The organism is Nostocoides sp., assembly GCF_035343835.1.
Taxonomy (GTDB): domain Bacteria; phylum Actinomycetota; class Actinomycetes; order Actinomycetales; family Dermatophilaceae; genus Nostocoides_A; species Nostocoides_A vanveenii.
The window spans coordinates 1-17,450 of record NZ_DAOQZV010000044.1 but is presented as its reverse complement, the minus strand read 5'-3'; the positions used below and the strand labels follow the sequence as shown (position 1 = coordinate 17,450).

Below are 17,450 nucleotides of genomic sequence, written 5' to 3'. Positions count from 1 at the left end.
GGCGAGCACCGCGTGGCCGATCGCGCGCGTCACGCACCGTGCGGCGGCGGAATGCAGCGCCAGTAGATCGGCCAGCCCCGGCGCCGCGCGTTCGCCCGTGGCCAGCGCGAACAAGGTGTCACCGTCCAGCAGCGTGTGCGCCGGGTCGATACCGCGCGCGATCCCGTCGTGACCCACGGCGGCAAGCTTCGCGCACTCCGCCTTGGTCAGGCTCGCGTCGGTCGCGACGACACCGATGGTCGTGGCACCACCTGGCGGCAGGCCCGCCGCGGCCATTTCCGTATGCCGTTCCTCGCGATACGCCGCCACCTCACCACTCGCCGGGCGCTCCAGCGGCGGGAACTCCCCCGGCAGGCCGTGACGAGCGGCCCAGAGTTCGCCGGTCGCCGGGTCGACCGGCGAGCCGACCGCATTGACGACGACGAGCGCGGCCACCGTGCTCCCGTCGGGGAGGACGGCGCTCGCGGACCCGATGCCGCCGGCGAGCCCGGCTGCTTTCGCGCCCGTCCCGGCCCCGATAGGGCCGAGCGCCCGTGCACCAGCACGGGATTCAAGCGCTCTCGCCGCGTCGTCGGTCCCCATCTGGGCGGAGTCGCCGGCAGGCGAACGGGTGGCCGCGGCATACGCCCGCGCTCCGTCGTCGGCTCCGGGGAAGGCGCCGAAGTCGCCCCCTCGGCCGAGGTCGAAGATCACCGCCGCCGGGACGATCGGGACCACCTCGCCGGGTGCGCCCATCGGCCAACCCACGCCGGCGGCATACAACGCGCGAGCGACGCCGTCCGCGGCGGCGAGCCCGAAGGCGCTCCCGCCCGAGAGCACGACCGCGTGCACCCGATCGACCAGGCACCGCGGATCGAGCAGGTCGGTCTCGCGAGTGCCCGGAGCGGCTCCGCGGACGTCGACGCCCGCGACGCACCCGCCCGGTGGTGCCACAACCACGGTCACGCCGGTCCGCCGGCCGGCGCCGATCGAGGTCGAGTGACCGACCCGGAGCCCGGCAACGTCGAGCAGGCTGTTCGTCGCTCCGGTGCGCATATTGTCAAACGAGGACATGGGCGGATTGTCCCCCGGAATCGGCCACACCACCCGTTGGATCGATCAAGGTGAACGCGAGGTGAACAGTTCTGGTCCGGGGTATGTACGGGTGGTTGCGACTAGCACAATGGAACGCGTGGACACCTCCGCGCTGATGCTGATCCTCGTGATCGTCACCGCCCTGGCTTTCGATTTCACCAACGGCTTCCACGACACCGCCAACGCCATGGCCGCCTCAATCTCCACAGGCGCCCTAAAGCCCAAGGCCGCTGTCGCCCTTGCCGCCGTGCTGAACCTGGTCGGAGCCTTCCTTTCGGTCGAGGTCGCCTTGACCGTTTCCAATGCCGTGGTCAAACTCCAAGACAAGTCGGGGGCGCCGATCCCGGCCACGCTGGTCGACGGCGGCAACAAGCTCTTGCTCGTCGTGCTCTGCGGCCTGATCGGCGGGATCGTCTGGAACTTGTTCACCTGGCTGCTCGGCCTGCCGTCGTCGTCCTCCCACGCCTTGCTGGGCGGGTTGACCGGCTCCGCGGCCGCGGCTTTCGGCCTCGATGGCGTCAAGTGGACCGGTGACGGCACCAAGCTCGACGGCGTCGTCGGCAAGGTGCTCATCCCCAGCTTCATCTCCCCCGTCATCGCCATGGCCATCGCCTTCGTCGGCTGCTGGGCGGTCTACAAGCTGACCAACTCGATCATGCACAAACTCAGCGAGCGCTATTTCCGCTGGGGCCAGATCGGCAGCGCCTCGCTCGTCTCGCTCGCCCACGGCACCAATGACGCGCAGAAGACGATGGGCGTGATGACCCTCGCCCTGCTCGCCAGCGGCCATTGGAGCGACACGCACGCCGTGCCGTGGTGGGTGAAGGTGAGCGCCGCGATGGCGATCGCCCTGGGCACCTATCTCGGCGGGTGGCGCATCATCCGCACGCTCGGCAAGGGCTTGGTCGACATCACGCCGCGCCAGGGCATGTCGTCCGACGGTTCGTCCGCCGCGGTCATCCTCGCGGCCAGCCACCTCGGCTTCGCCCTGTCGACGACGCACGTCGCCACCGGCTCCGTCCTCGGCGGCGGGCTCGGTCGCGGGACGCACGTACGCTGGCATACGGCCGGCCGGATGGTGATCGCCTGGGCGACGACCTTCCCGCTCGCGGCGCTGGTCGGCGCGATCATGTGGTGGGTCGGCTCCACACTGGGCTACGGCCCCGGCGCCGTCGTCGTCTTCGTGATCTTGTGCGCGCTGTCGTTCTTCATGTTCGCCAAGTCCAAGCAGAGCCATGTCGGCGCGCACAACGTCAACGAGGAATGGGACCGGCCGGACGACGTGCTCGACCCCGGCCCCGCCGCCAACCAGACCACCCGCACCCACTGACCCGGAGGAGGAAAGACCAATGCGCAGCATCGAACTCGCCGTTCAAGGCGGCTGGAAGGTCCTCTACACGGGCCTGACCTTCGGCGCCGGTATGCCGATCGTCTATGCGTTGGCGATGCGCCTGCTGACGATCGGCTCCACCGAGGTCGTGGGGGCCGACGGCAAGAGCCAAACGGAGTACACCGTCGCGGGCAAGGCGCTAGCCGGCGTCCTGCTGCTCGTCATCGTGGGCTTTATCGCTCTGGGGATCACGCTTATCGCGGCGTCCGGCTTCGGCAAGGCCGTCAGCTTCGAGCACATCATTCCCACCATCGTCGAGAAGAAGAAGTGACGCGATGAGCGACCACACCCCCGAGATCGTCGGTTGGGTCGAGGAGGCTTTCCCCGGCGGAGTCGGCCACGACGACGCCGCCCCGCTGCTCGCCGTGCTGCGTCAGCGGGTGGGGGCCACCCGCACCCTGCAGGTATGCCTGCAACTCGTCGCCGACGGGATCCTCGACGCCTCCGCAGCGGCCCAGGCGAGCACGCCGAAGGTGCCCCTGCCGCAGAGCGAGTTGCGTCGCGTCGCGGCCCAACTGGTGCTCGCCGGCTGGCCGCTGGCCGACGCCGCGGACGACGACGACAGCGACGTCACCGAAGAGGGCTCGTATCTGGGCCGCATCGTGGCGTGGTTGCGCGACGGCTACCCGCAAGGGGTGCCGGAGCACGACTACGTTCCGCTCTTCGCGCTGCTCAACCGGCGGCTGACCCGCGGTGAGGTCAAACAGGTGGCGAAGGCCTTGCGCCGCGCCTCCATCGCGCCCGCCGGGCCTGGCGATATCGCCGAGGCGATCAGCGGCCTGACCAACACCGAAGCCACCGACCGCGACATCGAGCGGGTCCGGGCCAAGCTGGCCGCGAAGGGCTGGCCGGTGGACTTCCCCGACCCCGACGCCCAGGTCAGCGCCTGACCCGGGGCTACCCCGGAACACAGCGACGCCCGTCCGGTGAATTCACGGACGGGCGTCGCTGTGTTTTTTGGGGGGGGTCAGACCTCCAGGCCCAGCCGGCGTGCCGAGCGTTGCCGCTGGCGTGAAGCGCGCAACCGGCGCAGCCGCTTGATGAGCATCGGGTCAGCGGCCAGCGCGGCCGGGTTGTCGAGCAGTCCGTTGAGCACCTGGTAGTAGCGCGTGCTGCTCATGTCGAAGAGATCACGCACCGCCTGCTCCTTCGAGCCGGCGTACTTCCACCATTGACGCTCGAACGCGAGGATCTCGCGGTCGCGGTCGCTGAGCGCCGCCTGATCGGGCGCGCTCGTGACGGTGGCAGTAGTCATCGCCCTCAGCATACCGCCTCGAATGACACGCCTGTCATTCCCGGCGGGCGCGTCGCGCGCTTTCCCGCCCGCGCCCCCGTCAGGCCATGGTGTCGAGGATGGCGCGAATGTCGCCCTCGGAGGTCTCGGGATTGACGATCGCGAAGCGAGCCAGGGTCTCGCCGGCATGGGTGGTCGGCACCACGAAGGCGAACTCATCGCCCAGCAGCTCGTCGCTCCACCGGTGATAGTCGGCGGCCGCCCACCCCAGGCGCCGGAAGACCACGACGGTCAGGTCGCGCTCGCGCACCAACTCCAGATAGGGCCGGCGGGCGACCTCGTCCTCGGCATAGCGGGCGATATTCAAGGTGTGCTCGATCGCCGCGGTGTAGGCATCGGTCCCGTTCACGGTCAGCGAGAACCAGAACGGCAAGCCGCGCGCCCGCCGCGTCAGCCCGATCGAGTAGTCGGTCGGATTCCACTCCGGCGCCTCAGTCAAGACATCGAGATAGCCCGCCTTCTGCGTGTGCGCCGCGCGCGCGAGCGCCGGGTCGCGATAGAGCAGGGCGCAGCAGTCATACGGGGCGAAGAGCCATTTGTGCGGATCGACGATGAAGGAATCGCAGTGCTCGACACCGGCATACCGATCCCGGATCGAGGGGGCGGCGAGGCCGGCACCGCCGTACGCCCCGTCGACATGGAACCAGATGCCGAACTCGCGGCAGACCTCGCCGACCGAGGCGAGATCGTCGATGACCCCGAAGTTCGTCGTCCCCGCGGTCGCGACGACGGCGAAGACGTTCTCGGGGCCGCGTTCGAGGAGCACCGAGCGCAGGTTGGCACCGGTCAGTCGCCAGTTCTCATCCAAGGGCACCCCGACGAACTCGGCGTCCATCACCTCGGCCGCCGACTTGATCGAACTGTGCGCGCCCTCGGTGGACACCAGCAGGGTAGGGCGCACCCCGGTCTCCGCCCGCGACCGTGCCGTATGGCGTGCGGCCACCAGCGCGGACAGGTTGCCGATCGTGCCACCGGAGGTGAATACCCCGCCCGCCCCCGCGGGCATACCGGCCAGGTCGGCAATCCAGCGCAAGGCGAGGTTCTCGGCATATACCGCGCCGGAGCCTTCGAGCCACGACCCGCCGTAGATCGAGGAGGCACCGACGACGACATCGAACATCGAGGCCGCGTCACTAGGCGCGCACGGGATGAAGGAGAGATAGCGCGGGTGGTCGGTCGAGAGGCAACTCGGGGCGAGGTCGTCGGCGAAGATCCGCATCGCCTCGGTGCCGCCCAGGCCGCCGGGCGTGATGGTCTGCCCGACGCGCTCGACCAGCTCGGCCTCGGTGAGCGGCTTGTCGAGCGGGGGCGCGCTACGGATCCGGTCCGCGGCATACGCGATCACAGCCTCGCTGAGTGTGTCGAGGTCGGTATGCCGGTTGGACCGGTAGGAGGTGCCCATCACACATCGGAGCCTACCGAGCGCCCCGGGGCGATCAGCCCTTCGTGGCCCCGAGCGTCAACCCGGAGACGAACTGCTTCTGGAGCAGGAAGAAGATGATCAGCGTCGGCAGGGCGACGAGCACCGAGCCGGCCGCAACGAGGTTGTTGTCGGTGAAGAACTGGCCGCGCAGATTATTCAGCGAACTCGTCACGGGGAACTTGTCACCCTGCTGCAAAAGCACCGTGGCCCAGAAGAATTCGTTGTAGATCCACGTGACTTCCAAGGTTGCCAAGGCAGCCAGCGGCGGGCGGCACAGCGGCAAGGTCAGCTGGAAGAACTGCCGAAGCACGCCGGCCCCGTCGACGACGGCCGACTCGTAGAGCTCCCTGGGGATGGTCTTCATATAGTTCGAGAGCACAAACGAGCAGAAGCCGGTCTGGAAGGCGACATTGACTAGGATCAGCCCGAGGTGGCTGTTGAGGAGCGTGCCCGAGCTGGACAGAAACTCCGGCATCGGGATCTTGCGGAACATGCGGTAAACGGGGATCAAAAGCGCCTGCGGCGGAAGGAGATTCGCGGCAGTGAACAGGCCGAGAAGCGCCAGGTTGAACTTGAACGAGAAGCGTGCGACCACGAAGGCGATGCAGCAGGAGAGAAAGAGGGTCAGCAGCACCGCGGGCACGGTGATCTTCACCGAGTTCATGAAGGTGTGCGCGAAGTTCGCCTGCTCCCAGGCGTTCTTGTAGTTCTCCATGGTGAAGCCACCGAAAGAGACATAGCCGTGCTTGGCGGTATACGCATAGTCGCGGAAACTGTTGAGGATTGCGTAGAAGACGGGGAAGAACCAGATCAGCGCCATCACCACGAGGAAAATCTGGGTGGGCCGGCTGGCTTTACCCGACCCCGTTGCCGTCTTGCTTACCTTGAGCGGGTTCTGCGTGGCCACGGGCACGACGGCGAGATCGCCGTTGACGTTACTCACCGCTGCTCCTTCATCACGATGCGCAAATAGATGACGATGAAAACCGAGGAGATCAGCAACATGAAGGTCGCCAGCGCCGACCCGAAGCCGATCCGGCTCGCCTCCCCGACGATGTTTTGGGTGACCAGGGTGGCGATCAGCTCCAGGCCGTTGCGGCCCTTGTTGATGACCCAGACCAGGTCGAAGGCCCGCAGGGACTCGATGACCGAGACCACCAAGACGATGATGTTGATCGGCGCGAGCACCGGAAAGACGATCTTGAAGAAGGTCTGCTTTTCGCTCGCCCCGTCCACTCGCGCGGCCTCACGCAGCGAAACGTCGACACCCTTTAAGCCGGCCAGATAGAGCAGCATGATGTAGCCGGTATGCCGCCAGCACGCGGCAATCAACGCCGACCACAGGTTGTACTTCGGGTCGCCGTACCAGTCGATGGTGGACCCGGTCAGTCCGTTGATCAGGCCCTGGTCGCGGCTGTAGATCAGCTGCCAGATGAAGCCGACGAGCGCGAGCGAGAGCACAACCGGCAGATAGAAGGCCGTCTGGTAAACGCGCGAGCCACGCATCTCCTTATCGAGAAGCACCGCGAGGAACATCCCGAAGGGAGTCGCGAGCAGGAAGGTCACGGCCAGCCAGATGAGGTTGTGCCGCACCGCCGGCCAGAAGGGTGGATAGATCGTCACCACATCGTGGTAGTTCTTCATCCCCATCCACTTGGCATCACCGATCGGGCCGATGCCATTCCAGTTGGTGAAGGACAACAACACCGACCCGATGGCTGGCAGCCATACCAACCAGACGACGAGGATTGTCGGGATGATGATCATCAAGGCGACGATGATGCGGTCGACCCCGGACAGTTGGTTGATCCCCTTGTACCGCGCCATATATGTGAGCCCCTTACTCTCCAAGGTGATTGCCGCATGCCGCGCCGGCCACGTGCGTGCCGGCGCGGCCTACGTCCTGGGTCACGATCCGAAGATGCTGACCTTCTGGGCCTGGATGTTCTTGGTGAGCCCGTCGATGTCGTTCGGGTTCTTGATGAAGTCCTGGATGGCCGGGATCATCACCGTGGAGGCGAAGTCGGGGCGGGTGTCGCGGTCCATGAACTGGGCAATCGACTTCGCCGACGCGACGAACTCGACGGCCTTCTTCTGCAGAGCCGTGTAGCCGCTGGTGTCGACCCCACTATTCGTCGCGATGACGCTCGGGTCGGACTTGACGGCCAGCCCCTGGGCCTCGGCGCCGCCGACATACTTCAGCAGAGCCTTGGCGCCGGCGTCGTTCTTGGGGCTGGCGCTCATCATGTAGCCGTCGATCGGTGCCTCGATGGCGTCGGCACCGATGGCCGAGTCGATCTCGGGGAAGGTGAAGAAGTCGAGGTCGTCCTGCTCGGCGCCCTTCTCGAACTGCTGGGCGACGAACATGCCGAGGAGGTACATGCCGGACTTCTTCTGCTGCAGACTCTGCGCGGCCTCTTGCCACGTGCGGCCGAGGCTGTCGGGCTGGTGCAGCTCGAGCAGGCCCTTCCAGGTGTCGAAGGTCTTCTTGACCTTGTCCCCGGCCCAGTCCTCCTTGCCGGCCATCAGGTTGACGTGGAAGTCGTAGCCGTTGACGCGCATGTTGATGGCGTCGAAGGTGCCCATGGCCGGCCAGCCGTCCTTGTCGCCGAAGGCGATCGGGGCCAGGCCGTCGGCTTTCATCTTTGCGCCGAGGGTCTTGAGCTCATCGAGCGTCTTGGGGATCTCGTAGCCCTTCTCCTGCCACATCGACTTGCGGTAGAAGAGCGCCCAGGGGTAGTAGGTCGACGGCATGAAGTACTGCTTGCCGTCGTCGCCCGTCGACGACTTCTTCAGGGCGTCGTTCAGGCCCTGCATGCCGGTCCAGACGTCGGAGATGTCACCGGCGAGGCCCTGGCTGGCGAAGAAGCGCATCCGGTAGCCGGCGAACCACATGAAGACGTCGTCCGGGCTGCCTTGCAGGTAATTGTTGATGTTCTCTTGGAAGGTGTTGTGGTCGACCGTGTTGACTTTGACGGTCAGACCGGAGTTGGCCTTCTGGAAGGCGTCCATGACGCCCTGGATGGCCGCCTTCGGCACGGCGTCGGACTGGTTGGAGCCGAGGGTGACCTCACCGGTCGCGGCGGCCGTCGAGCCGCCGGACCCGGACGCTGTGCCCGTCGAGCCCGAGGTCGTCGTGCTGTCGCTGCCGCCGCACCCGGCCAGGGTGAGCGCGCTGAGGGCGACACCGCCGGTCAGCAGGGTGCGCCGGTCCAGGCCCCGGACCGAGGGGGGAACCAGGGAGGCGAGGTATTCCTCGAAGGTTGCGGGACGGGGCATGGGCTTCTCTCCTTTGAGTGCGCTCCGTTATCGAACAGTAATCACCAGAAGCGATCACGGGTAAGCGAAGCATGGCCCGCCGCCAGGGCGCCTGTCAACACCCTCGGGGAAACAATTGCGCCACCATCCCCCAGACATTCTGTCCATACCTGTTGACAAACGTTTGATTCGTCGCAAGGCTCGTCGTCATGCGAGCCTGGCCCACCGGCCGCCTGGCGTATGGCGGCGACTACAACCCCGAGCAATGGCCCCGCGCGATCTGGCGCGCGGACGTCGACCTGATGCATCGGGCGGGCGTCTCCTTTGTCACGCTCGGGGTGTTCTCGTGGTCATGGCTCGAGCCGCACAAGGGCGAGTACGAGTTCGGCTGGCTTGATGACGTCATGGACCTGATGGCCGAGGCGGACATCGCGGTCGACCTGGCGACGGCGACGGCGAGCCCGCCGCCGTGGCTGACCACGGCATACCCGGACATCCTGCCGCGCACCGCGGACGGGGTGATCATGTGGCCCGGCAGCCGGCAGAGCTGGTGTCCGAGCAGCCCGATCTTCGCCGATGCCTCGCGCGCGCTGGTGACGCAACTCGCCCAGCGCTATCACTCACACCCGGCGCTGGCGATGTGGCACATCTCCAACGAGTATGCCTGCCACAACCTGCCGTGCTACTGCGACACCTGTGCGGCAGCCTTCCGCACCTGGCTGCAGAACCGTTACGGCACAACGGATGCGCTGAATCACGCATGGGGGACGGCGTTCTGGAGTCAGCGCTATACGGACTTCGAGCAGGTGCTCCCGCCGCGCCGCACGCCGACCTTTCACAACCCTACCCAGGTGCTCGACTACCACCGCTTCGGCTCCGACACCCTGCTCGGGCTCTATCGCGGCGAACGGACGATTCTGGCCGACCTCTCCCCCGGCGTGCCGGTGACGACGAACTTCATGACGATGACCGGCTTCCGGCTGCTCGACTACAACCAGTGGGCGCCCGAGCAGGACGTCGTCTCCACCGACCATTACCGCGTCGCGGCCTTGCCGAACGCGACCGCCGAGTTGTCCTTCCAAGGAGCGGTCACCCGCGGGCTCGCCGGCGGTGCACCGTGGTTGCTCATGGAGCACTCGACGAGCGCGGTGAACTGGCAGCCGGTCAATCCGGCCAAGCCGCTCGGCGGGACGATCCACGACAGCCTGACCCATGTCGCCAATGGCGCGGACACGATCGGCTATTTCCAGTGGCGCGCCTCGCGCGCGGGTGCCGAGAAGTGGCACTCCGCGCTCGTTCCGCACGCGGGCGCGGACAGTGCGCGCTTCGCGGAGGTATGCCGTTTGGGCGCCGCCGCCGCCGCGCTCGGCGAGGTCGCCGGCTCGCGGGTAGAGGCCGCGGTCGCGATCCTCTACGACTTCCAGGCGCTGTGGGCGGCCTCCGGTCCGGCAATGCCCAGCGCTGCCGCCGACTACCCGGAGATGGCGCAAGCCGTGCATAAGTCATTGCGGGACATGGGGATCACCGCCGATGTCGTGCACCCGTCTGCGGATCTGTCGCGTTATCGGGTGATCGTCGTTCCGACGCTCTATCTGGTCACCGACGAGCATGCCGCGGCCATCGCCGCCGCCGCGGAGGCCGGGGCCCAGGTGCTCGTCACCTACTTCTCCGGCATCTCCGACGAGCACGACCACATCCGGCTCGGCGGTTATCCGGGCGCCTTCCGTGAGCTGCTCGGCGTGCGCGTCGAAGAGTTCAACCCGCTGCTGGACGGTGACGAGGTCGGACTGCTGGCCGCCGGCCCGGGAAGGTCGAACGAAGCCGGTGCAGCCGCCACCGGGGCGGATACGGCGGGCGCGGACGTGGGCACCGGGCGCCGCTGGTCGGAGTGGTGCGCGGTGACCGACGCCGCGCCGCTGTGGACGTATGCCGGCGGCCCCTGCGCCGGCTCCGTGGCGCTTGCCCGCCGGCATACGGGATCGGGTGCCGCGTGGTATCTCGGCACACTGCCCGACGAGGCCGCATTGGCCAATGTGCTGGCGTCGATCACCGAGGCCGCGGGCGTCGGCCCCGTGGTCGCGGAGTTGCCGGTGGGCGTTGAGGCGATCCGCCGGCGCGCGGCCGACGGGCGATCCTGGGTCTTCCTGCTCAACCACACCGACGACCCGATCACCGTGCCGCTCAGTGGTTTTGACGTATTGACCGGAGCCGTGACCGACGGTCACGCCGCCTTGACGGCCGGAGGGGTCGCCGTCCTTCGAGAGGAGTAGCCATGCTCGCCAGCCAGCGCCACGCCCGCATCGTCGAGCGGGTCGCCGAGTCCGGGGCAGTTCGCGTTGCGGACTTGGTCTCCGAACTCGCCGTCTCGGACATGACGATCCGCCGAGACATCGAACAACTGGCGCGGCGCGGCTTGCTCGAGCGGGTGCACGGCGGCGCGGTGGCGATCGGGCATGTCGGGATGCCCGCGCTCCCCCCGAGCACCGACGAGCCGGGCTTCCTCGCCAAGTCGGCGCTGATGCAGTCGGCCAAACGGGCGATCGCCGCGCAGGCTGCCGAGTTGGTGGACCCGGGTGCGGCCATCGCGCTGTCGGCGGGCACCACGACGGTCGAATTGGCGCGGCAGTTGCGCCACGTCCCCGACCTGACCATCGTGACGAACTCGATCCCGGCCGCGCAGGTGCTCGGTGACACCGCCGCGATCAGCGGGCACACGGTCGTCTTGACCGGCGGAACGCGCACCCCGAGTGAGGCGCTGGTCGGGCCGATCGCGGTGGGCGCGCTGCGCACGCTGCACGTCGACCTGCTCTTTCTCGGCTGCCACGGCATCGACCCTCGGGCGGGCTTGACGACGCCGAATCTCGTTGAGGCGGAGACTAATCGGGCGTTGATCGGCTCCGCGCGCAGTGTCTGTGTCGTGGCCGATCACACCAAATGGGGCGTTATCGGCCTGGGCACCATCGTCGGCCTGGACGCCGTCGACATCTTGATCACCGACGCCGGCCTAGCCGCCCGCGGCCGCGAGGTGCTGACCGACCGGATCGAGCGCGTCATCATCGCCGCACCCCGCGACGCTGCGACCGACTGAGCGAGGCTCCCGCCAACCGGGTCGCCGGTCCGCGACGACGAGATGTGCGCCACCTTGCTAACGTCGGCCGATGGTCGAACTCGGTCTCATCTTTCCCCCGGACCAGCCTCCCGAGCACCTGCTGAATGTCGCCAGGGCGGCTGAAGAGGCGGGCCTACCGGAGCTGTGGCTGTGGGAGGACTGCTTTGCCGAGGGCGGAATCTCTTGCGCGGCAGCCGCGCTCGCCGCCACCGACCGGCTGCGCGTCGGCATCGGCTTGTTGCCGGTGCCCCTGCGCAATGTCGCCCTCATGGCGATGGAGCTCGCCACGCTCGAGCGATTGCACCCCGGCCGGCTGTTGCCGGGGATCGGCCACGGCGTCCTGGACTGGATGGGCCAGGCGGGCGTACGAGCCGCCTCCCCCTTGACTCTGCTGCGCGAATATGGGGGCGCGCTGCGGGCGCTGCTCGACGGTGAATCGGTCACGATGACGGGCCGGTATGTCGCTCTTGATCGCGTGCAGTTGCGGCACCCGACCGCGACGAGAGTGCCCCTGCTCGTCGGCGCCGAGGGCCCGAAAACCCTTGCGCTGGCCGGCGAAATCGGTGATGGCGTGATCTTCACCGGCGGCACGACCCCAGCTCAACTACGCCGGGGCTTGACCATCGCACACGAAGCCCGCACTGCCGCAGGCATCCTGGGGCCGCCAGATGCGATCGTCTTTGCCGCCGCCCACATCACCGCCCCGGCCGAGCAGATTGCCCAGGCTGTCACTGAGCTTGCCGACGCCGGCGGCGCCCACCGGGTCGCGGTGTGCGCGCTCTCCCCCCACGGCCCACCGGACGGCACGCTCGCCCTGGTCGACTTCGCGGCCACCCTCCGCGACGTCCAGACGATGCTCTGAAGGTCAAGGCGAAGGTGGCTGGAGTGCCGAGTCTCCAGTGACATCGTGGCCGGTGTCGCGGTCGAGGCCCGCGCCGCCGAGCGGCTCGGTCCGCCAGAGCGCGACCCGCCAACCAGTGGCCGGGCTGCCATCGAGGGCGACGAGTCCGGTGTTGTGCACGCGCAGCGTGCCGAACTCCGCCACCCGGTCCGCTCCCGCACGCAACAGGGCGTAGCCGCGGATGGCGGCGCCGTGGCTGACGACGGCCACCGTGGCGTCCGGGCCGTGAGCTGCCGCGATCGCGGTGAGGGCCGCGTCGTAGCGCGCCAGGAAGTCATGTCCGCTCGACCCGCCAGGGATCACCCGGTCGAGGTCACCGAGCACCCAGGCCGCGACGGTGCCGACATAGGTCTCGATCGCCGTAGAGTCGCTCGCCATCTCCAGGTCGCCGGCGCTGATCTCCTCGATGCCCTCGATGACCTCGACGGACAGGCCGAGGGCTGCTGCCAGAGGCGCAGCGGTCTGTTGGGTGCGCACCAGCGGCGAAGCGTAGACCGCGCTGATCGGCTCACCCGCGAGCGCCGCGGGCAAGGCCGCGGCCTGGCGCCGACCCAGGTCGGTCAGGTCGGCGCCAGGCCGGGCGGTGTCGAGTGCGCCGACCACATTGCTCGGCGTTTGTCCGTGCCGGATCAGCAGCAGGCGCATCGGGTCGGTCAGGGGATCAGGCGGGCGATGATCTCGGCCGCAGCGTCCTTCGGACTGGTGGTGAGCGCGTCGATGCGGACCTCGGCGGCGGTGGGCGCTTCATACGGGCTGTTGACGCCCGTGAAGTGCGTGAGCTCACCGGCGCGGGCGCGGGCATAGAGGCCCTTGGTATCGCGCTTCTCCGCCTCTTCGAGCGGCAGGTCGACGAAGACCTCGACGAACTCGCCGTCCGCGATCAGGTCGCGCGCCATCCGCCGCTCGGCGGTGAAGGGCGAGATCGAGGAGACGATGACGATCAGGCCGGCGTCGGTCATCAGCTTGGCAACCTCCGCCAGGCGCCGCGCATTCTCGACGCGGTCGGCGTCGTCGAAGCCGAGATCCTTGGACAACCCGTGCCGGATGTTGTCACCGTCGAGCAGGAAGGTATGCCGGTTCATCCGCGCCAACTGCACCTCCAGCTCGTTGGCGACCTCGGACTTGCCGGAGCCCGAGAGCCCGGTCAGCCAGACGACCGCCGGGGCCTGGTGCTTCATCCGAGCGTGGTGGCTGCGGTCGATGTCCAGGGCCTGCCAGGCGACATTCTTCGCCCGACGCAGCGCGAAGTGGATCATGCCCGCGGCGACGGTCGCGTTGGTCATCTTGTCGACGACGATGAAGCCACCGAGGTCGTGGCTTTGGGTATACGGCTCGAAGACGACCGGCCGGTCGGTGGAGAAGGTCACGACGCCGATCGCGTTGAGCCCCAATGTCTTTGCTGCCATGTGGTCCATGGTGTTGACATTGATGGCGTACTTCGGGCGCTCGAACTGCGCGGTGACCGTCGTCGTGCCGATCTTGATCCAATAGGGACGGCCGGGAAGCATCTCGGCGTCGTCCATCCACACCAGGTGGCACTCGAAGTGGTCGGCCGCCTCGGCCGGGGCCGAGTCGAGCACGAGGACATCGCCGCGCGAGCAGTCGATCTCGTCCTCGAGGGTCAAGGTGACGGCCTGCCCGACGACGGCCTCTTCGAGGTCGCCGTCGAAGGTGACGATCCGCGCGACCGTTGACGTCTTGTTCGACGGCAGGACGCGCACCGAGTCACCCACCTTGACGATGCCATTGGCGATCGTGCCCGCGAACCCGCGGAAGTTGAGGTCGGGGCGCGTGACGCGCTGGACCGGCATACGGAACGGACGTGCCTGGTCGAGGGTCTGGTCGAGTTCGACCGTCTCGAGGTGATTCATCAGCGTGGTGCCGGTGTACCACGGCGTGTTCGGCGAATGGGTGGTGATGTTGTCGCCCAGGAAGCCCGAGATCGGAATGGCCGTGAAGTCGGCGATCCCGATCGAGTCGGCGAAGTCGCGATAGGCGGCGACGATCTCCTCGAAGCGGTCCTTGCTGTAGTCGACGAGGTCCATCTTGTTGACGGCAAGCACGATGTGCCGGATGCCGATCAGGTGCGCGAGGAAGCTGTGACGGCGGGTCTGGGTCAGCACACCCTTGCGCGCGTCGATGAGGATGACGGCGAGCTCGGCGGTCGAGGCGCCGGTGACCATATTGCGCGTGTACTGCTCGTGGCCGGGGGTGTCGGCGACGATGAACTTGCGCTTCTCGGTGCCGAAGAAGCGGTAGGCGACATCGATGGTGATGCCCTGCTCGCGCTCGGCGGCGAGGCCGTCGACCAGCAGCGCGAAGTCGATCGCTTCGCCCTGGGTGCCGACGCGCTTGGAGTCGGACTCCAGCGCCTGCAGGTGGTCCTCGAAGATCATGTGCGAGTCGTAGAGCATCCGCCCGATCAGGGTGGACTTGCCGTCATCGACCGACCCGCAGGTGATGAAGCGCAGCATCGTCTTGTGCTGGTGCGCGTCGAGATAGGCGTCGATGTCCTCGGCGATAAGGGATTCGACCTGGTAGATCGGCTCGTCGGTCGTCGTCATCAGAAGTAGCCTTCCTGCTTCTTCTTCTCCATGGACGCGGCGCTGTCGTGGTCGATCGCACGACCCTGGCGCTCGGACGTCGTGGTCAGCAGGATCTCCTGGATGACCTCGGGCAAGGTGTGGGCTGTGCTGTCGACCGCACCGGTCAGCGGGTAGCACCCCAGGGTGCGGAAGCGCACGCTACGTAGCTGCGGCACCTCGCCGGGAGCCAACGGCATACGGTCGTCGTCGACCATGATCGTCAGGCCGTCGCGCTCGACCACGGGCCGCTCGGCGGCGAAGTAGAGGGGGACGATCTCGATGCCCTCGAGGTGGATGTACTGCCAAATGTCGAGCTCGGTCCAGTTCGAGAGCGGGAAGACGCGCATCGACTCGCCCGGGTGCTTGCGGGCGTTGTAGAGCTTCCACAGCTCGGGGCGCTGGTTCTTGGGGTCCCATTGGTGGCGGGAGTTGCGGAAGGAGAAGACGCGCTCCTTGGCGCGCGACTTCTCCTCATCGCGCCGGCCGCCGCCGAAGGCTGCGTCGAAACCCCACTTGTCGAGCGCCTGCTTCAGGCCCTCGGTCTTCCACATGTCCGTATGCAGCGGGCCGTGATCGAAGGGATTGATCCCCTTCTCCTTGGCCTCCGGGTTCTGGTAGACGAGCAGCTCCATGCCGGCCTCGCGGGCGGCCTTGTCGCGCAACTCGTACATCGCCTTGAACTTCCACGTCGTGTCGACGTGGAGCAGCGGGAAGGGGGGTGGCGCGGGGTAGAAGGCCTTGCGGGCGAGGTGGAGCATCGTCGCGGAGTCCTTGCCGATGCTGTAAAGCATCACCGGGTTCTCCGCCTCGGCCACGACCTCCCGCATGATGTGGATTGCCTCGGCCTCGAGCCGCTGCAGGTGCGTCAGCGTGGAGGGCACAGTTTGCGCCATGGATCAGCCTTCCCTGAATGTCTCGATTGCGGCTGCTGCCCCCTGGCTGCCCGCCGACGCGGCGAACGGAGCGCCTGCGCCACACACGGTGACCGAGATTACCACCGGCCCCTCGAACTCCCGAAAACCCGCCGCCTGCTGACACCCGGCAACGCCGGATATCACCCCAACAACACGGCATGCAGCGCGGCCACGTCATCGATCACGTGGTCGGGCCCGGCCGCGACGAGGTCATCGCGCGCGCCGGCGCCCCAGGTCACGGCGATCGACGGCATACCGGCGGCTTGGGCGGCGCGGATGTCGACCACGGCATCGCCGACATAGACACACCGCTCGACCGGCGTGGAGAGCCGGGCCGCGCCATGGAGCAGGGGCGCCGGGTCGGGCTTGTGCTGTGACGTCGACTCCATGGTCGCCAGCAGTTCGATCCGACCCTTGAGATCGCTCAGGCGCAGCGCGTCCTCGGCCGTCGTCAACCGCTTGGAGGTGACCACGCCGAAGCGAGCCTGCGCCTCGTTCAGGTCCCTGACCAGGGCGTCGATCCCCGGGTAGCGGCGAATCAGGCGGGCCGCCTGGGCGAGATTCCACTCGATGTAGACGCGTTCGAGCTCGCGGGCGTGATCGGGGTATTCGTCCTCGAACACCTCGCCCAGCCGACGCCCGATCCAGCTGCGGATCACCGGCTCCGGACGGGTCTCGCCGACGACCTGGGTGAGCGCGTGGTCGAAGGAGGCGAGGATCAGCGGGATGGTGTCGACGAGGGTGCCGTCGAGATCGAACAGGATGCCGGCGCGCGGTGAGATCACCGGGATAGCCTGCCAGCGGCATACGTCCTCGGGACATAGCCGTTCACCGGCGAGAAGGAGAAGGTATGGCGGCGCGCCCGCTCCCCGACCTCGTCCACCCCTCGTGGGCGGCAGCGCTGGCGCCGGTCGCGGAGGTAATCGCTGAGTTGGGCGAGTTCCTGCGCGCGGAGATCGCGGCCGGCCGCGGCTACCTCCCGGCCGGGCCACTGGTGCTGCGGGCGTTTGCCGCCCCGATGGACGCGGTGCGGGTGTTGATCGTCGGGCAGGATCCCTATCCGACGCCGGGGCATCCGGTGGGGCTCTCCTTCTCGGTGGCGCCCGATGTGCGCCCGATCCCGCGCAGCCTGGAGAACATCTACCGCGAGTTGCAGACCGACCTCGGCCTACCCGCGCCGACGACCGGCGACCTGACGCCATGGGCGGATCGGGGCGTGCTGTTGCTCAACCGCGTGCTCACGGTGCGGCCCGGCGCGTCTGCCTCGCACCGCGGGAAGGGCTGGGAGGAGGTCACGGAGTGCGCGATCGACGCGCTCGTGGTGCGCGGCGGCCCACTCGTGGCGATCCTGTGGGGGCGGGACGCGCGCAACCTCCGCCCCCGGCTCGGGGCGACCGCCGCCATCGAGAGCGCGCACCCCTCGCCGCTGTCGGCGCACTCCGGCTTCTTCGGCTCGCGGCCCTTCTCGCGCGCCAATGCGGCACTCGTCGCCCAGGGCGCCG

At 67.9% G+C, this 17,450-nt stretch carries 18 protein-coding genes; 8 read left to right on the top strand and 10 right to left on the bottom strand.

Translation table 11 applies throughout. The annotated features are described in order from the left end of the window. On the bottom strand, window positions 1-1,053 hold a 1,053-nt coding region (locus PKH97_RS05135), incomplete at its 3' end, for a P1 family peptidase (RefSeq protein WP_324386330.1). A gap of 118 nt (window positions 1,054-1,171) precedes the next feature. Between PKH97_RS05135 and PKH97_RS05130 the strand changes: the two genes are divergently transcribed. Genes PKH97_RS05130 through PKH97_RS05120 form a run of 3 tightly spaced genes read left to right on the top strand, consistent with a single transcriptional unit; the run spans window position 1,172 to window position 3,354 of the window. Then, entirely contained in the window at window positions 1,172-2,404 is a 1,233-nt protein-coding gene (locus PKH97_RS05130; protein WP_324386329.1) for an inorganic phosphate transporter, read from the top strand. Window positions 2,405-2,423: 19 nt separating this feature from the next. Then, window positions 2,424-2,735 carry a hypothetical protein gene (locus PKH97_RS05125; protein ID WP_324386328.1) on the top strand — a complete coding sequence of 104 codons (312 nt, stop codon included), beginning with the start codon at window positions 2,424-2,426 and terminating at the stop codon, window positions 2,733-2,735. Between the two features lie 4 nt (window positions 2,736-2,739). After that, window positions 2,740-3,354: a DUF3349 domain-containing protein gene (locus PKH97_RS05120; protein WP_324386327.1), complete on the top strand. Its 615-nt coding sequence runs from the start codon at window positions 2,740-2,742 to the stop codon at window positions 3,352-3,354. 77 nt (window positions 3,355-3,431) lie between these two features. Here PKH97_RS05120 and PKH97_RS05115 read toward each other — a convergent pair whose 3' ends face one another. The 5 genes from PKH97_RS05115 to PKH97_RS05095 all read right to left on the bottom strand — a co-directional run bounded on the left by PKH97_RS05115 (window position 3,432) and on the right by PKH97_RS05095 (window position 8,460). Beyond that, window positions 3,432-3,719 (bottom strand): DUF3263 domain-containing protein, encoded by a 288-nt coding sequence (locus PKH97_RS05115; protein WP_324386326.1) that lies wholly within the window; start codon window positions 3,717-3,719, stop codon window positions 3,432-3,434. Between the two features lie 79 nt (window positions 3,720-3,798). Then, on the bottom strand, window positions 3,799-5,160 hold the full coding sequence (locus PKH97_RS05110) for an aminotransferase class V-fold PLP-dependent enzyme (protein ID WP_324386331.1): 1,362 nt from the start codon (window positions 5,158-5,160) through the stop codon (window positions 3,799-3,801). A 34-nt stretch (window positions 5,161-5,194) separates the two neighbouring features. Further along, window positions 5,195-6,124, bottom strand: coding sequence for a carbohydrate ABC transporter permease (locus tag PKH97_RS05105; RefSeq protein WP_324386325.1), 930 nt, complete (start codon window positions 6,122-6,124; stop codon window positions 5,195-5,197). Continuing rightward, window positions 6,121-7,008, bottom strand: coding sequence for a sugar ABC transporter permease (locus PKH97_RS05100; protein ID WP_324386324.1), 888 nt, complete (start codon window positions 7,006-7,008; stop codon window positions 6,121-6,123). Before PKH97_RS05100 ends, PKH97_RS05105 begins: the two co-directional genes overlap by 4 nt. A gap of 81 nt (window positions 7,009-7,089) precedes the next feature. Next, a complete protein-coding gene (locus PKH97_RS05095) occupies window positions 7,090-8,460 on the bottom strand; it encodes an ABC transporter substrate-binding protein (RefSeq protein WP_324386323.1) in 1,371 nt (456 codons plus the stop codon). Between the two features lie 188 nt (window positions 8,461-8,648). Here PKH97_RS05095 and PKH97_RS05090 point away from each other — a divergent pair, with 188 nt between their 5' ends. The 3 genes from PKH97_RS05090 (at window position 8,649) to PKH97_RS05080 (ending at window position 12,410) form a co-directional block, all read left to right on the top strand. Next, on the top strand, window positions 8,649-10,709 hold the full coding sequence (locus PKH97_RS05090; protein ID WP_324386322.1) for a beta-galactosidase: 2,061 nt from the start codon (window positions 8,649-8,651) through the stop codon (window positions 10,707-10,709). A gap of 2 nt (window positions 10,710-10,711) precedes the next feature. Then, entirely contained in the window at window positions 10,712-11,527 is an 816-nt protein-coding gene (locus tag PKH97_RS05085) for a DeoR/GlpR family DNA-binding transcription regulator (RefSeq protein WP_324386321.1), read from the top strand. A 70-nt stretch (window positions 11,528-11,597) separates the two neighbouring features. After that, complete coding sequence (locus PKH97_RS05080) at window positions 11,598-12,410, top strand: LLM class flavin-dependent oxidoreductase (RefSeq protein WP_324386320.1); 813 nt, start codon at window positions 11,598-11,600, stop codon at window positions 12,408-12,410. A 3-nt stretch (window positions 12,411-12,413) separates the two neighbouring features. Here PKH97_RS05080 and PKH97_RS05075 read toward each other — a convergent pair whose 3' ends face one another. From PKH97_RS05075 to cysD, 3 genes are read right to left on the bottom strand one after another with little or no spacing between them, the layout of a single operon-like run. After that, entirely contained in the window at window positions 12,414-13,094 is a 681-nt protein-coding gene (locus PKH97_RS05075) for a histidine phosphatase family protein (protein ID WP_324386319.1), read from the bottom strand. 8 nt (window positions 13,095-13,102) lie between these two features. Beyond that, window positions 13,103-15,013, bottom strand: a complete 1,911-nt coding sequence (cysN, locus tag PKH97_RS05070; RefSeq protein ID WP_324386318.1) for a sulfate adenylyltransferase subunit CysN — start codon at window positions 15,011-15,013, stop codon at window positions 13,103-13,105. Continuing rightward, window positions 15,013-15,915, bottom strand: a complete 903-nt coding sequence (cysD, locus tag PKH97_RS05065; protein WP_344062952.1) for a sulfate adenylyltransferase subunit CysD — start codon at window positions 15,913-15,915, stop codon at window positions 15,013-15,015. Before cysD ends, cysN begins: the two co-directional genes overlap by 1 nt. Before the next feature lie 10 nt (window positions 15,916-15,925). Between cysD and PKH97_RS05060 the strand changes: the two genes are divergently transcribed. Next, the gene (locus tag PKH97_RS05060; protein WP_324386316.1) at window positions 15,926-16,069 is read left to right on the top strand and encodes a hypothetical protein; all 144 of its coding nucleotides are present in this window, start codon (window positions 15,926-15,928) and stop codon (window positions 16,067-16,069) included. Window positions 16,070-16,088: 19 nt separating this feature from the next. Here the strand turns inward: PKH97_RS05060 and PKH97_RS05055 are convergent, their stop codons facing one another. Further along, window positions 16,089-16,733 carry an HAD-IA family hydrolase gene (locus tag PKH97_RS05055; protein WP_324386315.1) on the bottom strand — a complete coding sequence of 215 codons (645 nt, stop codon included), beginning with the start codon at window positions 16,731-16,733 and terminating at the stop codon, window positions 16,089-16,091. A gap of 65 nt (window positions 16,734-16,798) precedes the next feature. Here PKH97_RS05055 and PKH97_RS05050 point away from each other — a divergent pair. Further along, window positions 16,799-17,450, top strand: a 652-nt coding sequence (locus tag PKH97_RS05050) for a uracil-DNA glycosylase (RefSeq protein WP_324386314.1), incomplete at its 3' end; no start/stop codon positions are given.

What these genes read in the sequence shown, in the direction of transcription:
- PKH97_RS05125 (WP_324386328.1), top strand. Translation starts at nt 2,424, where the DNA reads ATGCGCAGCATCGAACTCGCCGTTCAAGGCGGCTGGAAGGTCCTCTAC.
- PKH97_RS05120 (WP_324386327.1), top strand. Translation starts at nt 2,740, where the DNA reads ATGAGCGACCACACCCCCGAGATCGTCGGTTGGGTCGAGGAGGCTTTC.
- PKH97_RS05115 (WP_324386326.1), bottom strand. Translation starts at nt 3,719, where the DNA reads ATGACTACTGCCACCGTCACGAGCGCGCCCGATCAGGCGGCGCTCAGC.
- PKH97_RS05110 (WP_324386331.1), bottom strand. Translation starts at nt 5,160, where the DNA reads ATGGGCACCTCCTACCGGTCCAACCGGCATACCGACCTCGACACACTC.
- PKH97_RS05100 (WP_324386324.1), bottom strand. Translation starts at nt 7,008, where the DNA reads ATGGCGCGGTACAAGGGGATCAACCAACTGTCCGGGGTCGACCGCATC.
- PKH97_RS05095 (WP_324386323.1), bottom strand. Translation starts at nt 8,460, where the DNA reads ATGCCCCGTCCCGCAACCTTCGAGGAATACCTCGCCTCCCTGGTTCCC.
- PKH97_RS05090 (WP_324386322.1), top strand. Translation starts at nt 8,649, where the DNA reads ATGCGAGCCTGGCCCACCGGCCGCCTGGCGTATGGCGGCGACTACAAC.
- PKH97_RS05085 (WP_324386321.1), top strand. Translation starts at nt 10,712, where the DNA reads ATGCTCGCCAGCCAGCGCCACGCCCGCATCGTCGAGCGGGTCGCCGAG.
- PKH97_RS05080 (WP_324386320.1), top strand. Translation starts at nt 11,598, where the DNA reads ATGGTCGAACTCGGTCTCATCTTTCCCCCGGACCAGCCTCCCGAGCAC.
- PKH97_RS05075 (WP_324386319.1), bottom strand. Translation starts at nt 13,094, where the DNA reads ATGCGCCTGCTGCTGATCCGGCACGGACAAACGCCGAGCAATGTGGTC.
- cysN (WP_324386318.1), bottom strand. Translation starts at nt 15,013, where the DNA reads ATGACGACGACCGACGAGCCGATCTACCAGGTCGAATCCCTTATCGCC.
- PKH97_RS05060 (WP_324386316.1), top strand. Translation starts at nt 15,926, where the DNA reads ATGGATCAGCCTTCCCTGAATGTCTCGATTGCGGCTGCTGCCCCCTGG.